Raw genomic sequence first — 3530 nt, 5'->3', positions numbered from 1 at the left:
GGTGTAGTGGGCATGGTCTTGGCGGCGTTCACTGTTCATTTCACGTTCAGCACCGATGCGTTACAACGCCGACCATGAAAACGCTTCGCTCCCACTTCCGAACCGCGACACTGGCGCTCTGTGTTGCCGGGCTGTTTGCGTCGCAGGCGATGGCGATGCCGGTCATCGCACCCGACCAGGCCAGCCCGATCCTGCTGGCGGCGTCCGATTGCTACGCGATCGGCCAGCAGGTGGCCGAACAGAATGGCGGAACGCTGGCCAAGGCCTCGCAATCGACACGCGGCGGTCAGCCTGTCTGTGTCATCGTCGTGCTCGTTCCGGGTAAGGACGGACAACGTCCGCGCCGTTCCGAAATCGTCGTTCCGCTGAACTGACCCAATCTTCCATCTTACAGACCTCCGTTTCCCAGGCCGCCGGAATCGGCCTATATCTGACCCTTAGTCCTTCAACAGGTATCGAACTCCGCATGCGCGTACTCGTCGTCGAAGATGACAAGGATCTCAATCGGCAGATATCGGATGCGCTGGTCGATGCCGGCTATGTCGTCGACCGCGCCTTCGACGGCGAGGAAGGCCATTTCCTCGGTGACACCGAGCCCTACGACGCCGTGGTGCTCGATATCGGCCTGCCGCAGATGGACGGCATCAGCGTGGTCGAGCGCTGGCGGCGCGGCGGCCGCAAGATGCCGGTGTTGATCCTGACGGCGCGCGACCGCTGGAGCGACAAGGTCTCCGGCATCGATGCCGGCGCCGATGACTATGTCACCAAGCCGTTCCACATCGAGGAGGTGCTGGCGAGGCTACGAGCCTTGATCCGGCGCGCTGCCGGCCATGCATCGTCCGAACTGACCTGCGGGCCGCTGCGCCTCGACACCAAGGCCTCCAAGGCCGATGTCGACGGCGTGCCGCTGAAACTGACGTCGCACGAATTCCGCCTGCTTGCCTATCTGATGCACCATATGGGCGAGGTCGTCTCGCGGACCGAACTGGTCGAGCATCTCTACGACCAGGATTTCGACCGCGATTCCAACACCATCGAGGTCTTTGTCGGGCGGCTGCGCAAGAAGATGGGCATCGACATGATCGAAACCGTGCGCGGCATGGGCTACCGCATGCGTGAGCCGGAGGCGTAACTCGGAACCGCTCAAACCAACCGCAAGGGCGCCGCTTTCGCTGCGTTTGTGGCCGCGTTCGCTGACGTTCCGCGTCATCGCCTTTTCCACGGTCTGGGCGATTGTGACGCTTGTTGTCATCTTCACCCTGATCACCACGCTCTACCGCCAGGCCAGCGAGCGCGGCTTCGACAGCCTGCTTTCGGCGCATCTGTTCAATCTGATCGGCTCCATCGGCATTTCCGACAGCGGTGCGCTGACCGGCGCGCCCGACCTCGGCGACCTCCGGTTCTCGGAGCCGAATTCGGGCTGGTACTGGTCGGTGGAGCCCGCGTCGGAAGGCGTGCATGGCGATCTTCACTCGTCGTCGATGACCACGACGATTCCATCGCCAAGCGTCGCCGATGTGCCGTTCAACGCCAGCTTCCAGCGCAGCTATGCGGCCGAAGGCATCGATGGCGAACAACTCGAAGTGTTCGAGAGCGAATTCGTTCTCGACTCCAAGAACCGCGCCGCGCGTTTCCGCGTCATGGGCAACCAGAGCGAACTCGAGCAGGAGATCGCCACCTTCCAGCGCCGCCTGCTGACCTATCTCAGCCTGTTCGGCATCGGTATGATCGCCATCAACGCGATCGCCATCCTGCTCGGCCTGCAGCCGCTGCGCCGGGTCAGAAACGCGCTCGCCATGGTGCGCGAGGGCACCGCGCAGCGGCTCGACGGCCGTTTCCCGGCCGAGATAGAACCGCTTGCCAACGAAACCAATGCGTTGATCGAAAACAACAGGCGCATCGTCGAGCGGTCGCGAACCCAGGTCGGCAATCTCGCCCATTCGCTGAAGACGCCGCTGGCGGTGCTGCTCAACGAGGGCCGGGCGCTTGGCGGCGCCAAGGGACAGCTGATTGCCGAACAGGCCGCTTCCATGCAGAAGCAGGTTGAGCACTATCTGCAGCGCGCCCGTGTCGCGGCGCAACGCGACAGTGTCGTCTACCGCACACCGGTGACGCCGCTGGTGCAGCGCATGGTGCGGGTTCTGCAGAAGCTCAATCCGCAGACAAACCTGTCGCTGTCGCTGCCGGCGACCGAAATCGTCTTCGCCGGCGAGCGCGAGGACCTTGAGGAATTGCTGGGCAATCTTCTCGAAAACGCGATGAAATGGGCAAAGAGTTCGGTGTTGGTCTCGGTCGTGCCTTCGACCGGCAAGGACGATCCGGCCAGCCTGTTCGAGATCAGCATCGAGGATGACGGCCCGGGCATTCCCGAGGACAAGGCGCGCGATGCGCTGAAGCGCGGACGGCGTCTGGACGAGACGAAGCCCGGAACAGGACTGGGGCTGGCCATTGTCGCCGACCTCGTCAACGAGTATGGAGGCGTCCTGGCGCTCGAACGGTCCGGCATGGGCGGATTGAAGGCGGTGGTGCGATTGCGGAGCCTTCAGTGATGTTCACCAGGGCCAATCGACATCGAGGGACGGGAGATGTTATTGGCGGCATGTCGATTGGTCCCGAAGCGGCCGGCAGCGGCCAAATTTCCGACAAATATCAATACTATGGCCACGCTGACTTCTCCGATGACGCGGCCCCCGGCGCATCCATGGCAAGCTCCAACTCAAGAAAACCGGTTGTTGGCATGAAGATTCGCGTCGCCCTTGTTTCCGCATTGCTGGCCGTTTCCGGCTGCACCACCTTGAGCGGCAAGGCCCCTACCGTAACGCCGACACCGGCCTCGACGCCTCCTTCCAGCGGCAAGGTGACCACGACGATCATTTCGGCGATGGGCGGCGGCCTCGTCAGTGGATCGATCGGCGCCGGCCTCAGCGAGGCGGAAAAGCGCAGTGCGCTGGAGGCTGAATACAAGGCGCTCGAATATACGACCAGCGGCCAGAAGGTGACGTGGAAGGGCGCCCAGGCTTCGCGCTACGGCGAGGTGGTTCCGGCACAGCCCTATCGCGTCGGTTCGCAGGACTGCCGCCAGTACACGCAGACGGTGTTCACCGGCGGGGCCGGGGTCACGGCGCGTGGAACCGCTTGCCGCAACGCCGACGGCAGCTGGACGCCGCTGACCTGACAGTCAATCGGAGCTGGTTGGTATCCGGCCGGTTGATGTCGATCAAGGACATGCGGCGCACCTGCCGTCAAAGCGTCGCAGGAAACCTGTGTTGGCACGGCAGAGCTCTGTCGTTATTGGAAGAACCATGCTGTTCTGGGTCATAGCCGCAATTCTCACGCTGGGTGCAAGCTTGGCGGTGCTGCTGCCACTGGCCGCCAGCTCGAAGGGCGCGTCGTCGAGCGGTGATCACGATCTCGAAGTTTATCGCGACCAGTTGTCCGAGCTTGACCGGGACGCCGCGCGTGGCTTGATCCAGCCGGCGGACGCCGCCGAGGCCCGCGCCGAGATCGCTCGCCTCATCCTTCGTCTTGAC

General features: G+C 63.4%; 5 protein-coding genes. All 5 read left to right on the top strand.

What is annotated here, in order from left to right; translation table 11 throughout:
• The first annotated feature begins 74 nt into the window (after window positions 1–74).
• On the top strand, window positions 75–374 hold the full coding sequence (locus tag EN935_RS26890) for a hypothetical protein (RefSeq protein WP_109662564.1): 300 nt from the start codon (window positions 75–77) through the stop codon (window positions 372–374).
• Window positions 375–466: 92 nt separating this feature from the next.
• Window positions 467–1132 (top strand): response regulator transcription factor, encoded by a 666-nt coding sequence (locus EN935_RS26885; RefSeq protein WP_023812809.1) that lies wholly within the window; start codon window positions 467–469, stop codon window positions 1130–1132.
• Entirely contained in the window at window positions 1116–2549 is a 1434-nt protein-coding gene (locus tag EN935_RS26880; protein WP_109662567.1) for a HAMP domain-containing sensor histidine kinase, read from the top strand. The genes EN935_RS26885 and EN935_RS26880 overlap by 17 nt, the downstream gene beginning before the upstream one ends.
• Window positions 2550–2737: 188 nt before the next feature.
• The gene (locus tag EN935_RS26875; protein ID WP_109663332.1) at window positions 2738–3175 is read left to right on the top strand and encodes a hypothetical protein; all 438 of its coding nucleotides are present in this window, start codon (window positions 2738–2740) and stop codon (window positions 3173–3175) included.
• Window positions 3176–3302: 127 nt separating this feature from the next.
• The coding region (gene ccmI, locus EN935_RS26870; RefSeq protein ID WP_127373791.1) for a c-type cytochrome biogenesis protein CcmI at window positions 3303–3530 on the top strand (228 nt) is incomplete at its 3' end.

The sequence above is a fragment of the Mesorhizobium sp. M7D.F.Ca.US.004.03.1.1 genome (assembly GCF_003998635.1).
GTDB classification, from domain to species: Bacteria; Pseudomonadota; Alphaproteobacteria; order Rhizobiales; family Rhizobiaceae; genus Mesorhizobium; species Mesorhizobium loti.
Note: the sequence above shows the minus strand (reverse complement) of the source record. Positions and strands in the feature narration are given on the sequence as shown.